Here is a 582-nt window from a genome sequence, read left to right on the forward strand (position 1 = left end):
CCGCAGACCCCGCTCCCCGTCGACTGCGCCATCCCCCTCAAGGCGGCGGGCGCGGGTCCTGTCGTACTGACACTTCCTCAGATGTACGGCGCCCGGGTCTACTTCGTACGGGACGACACCCTGAGCTTCTATCTCAACCCGGGCCCCGCCCTCGTCGAACCCGCCTTCGCGACCTCCACCGACGCGAACTACGCCCGCACCTGGTCGTTCTGCGAGTTCACCTTCAACCCCGACCAGCTCTACGCCAACATCTCCTACGTAGACCTGGTCACCGCACTCCCCATCGGCCTGACCCTCACCGGCACCCAGACCCACACCGTCGCCCCGCTCCCCGACGGCGCCGTGGACCGTATCGCCGCCGACCTCACCGCCCAGGCGGCCAGGGACGGACAGCCCTGGGACAAGCTGGTCATCCGGTCCGGCGACGGGAAGGTCCTGCGTGTCATCTCCCCGCAGAACCTGATGGCCCCCTTCTTCGACCGCCCCGACCAGATGCCCTTCCGGGACCTGTGGACCTCGTACATCGACCAGGTCTGGGAGAAGTACCGCTCCACCGACCTCTCCATCGACCTGCAGGGCGTC

The 582-nt window shown here is 67.9% G+C and carries 1 protein-coding gene; it reads left to right on the top strand.

Annotated elements, in window-relative coordinates:
* On the top strand, positions 1-582 hold a 582-nt coding region (locus J0695_RS38820; RefSeq protein ID WP_242553739.1), incomplete at both ends, for a beta-1,3-glucanase family protein.

It is taken from the genome of Streptomyces beijiangensis (genome assembly GCF_017315755.1).
Classification (GTDB): Bacteria; Actinomycetota; Actinomycetes; order Streptomycetales; family Streptomycetaceae; genus Streptomyces; species Streptomyces beijiangensis.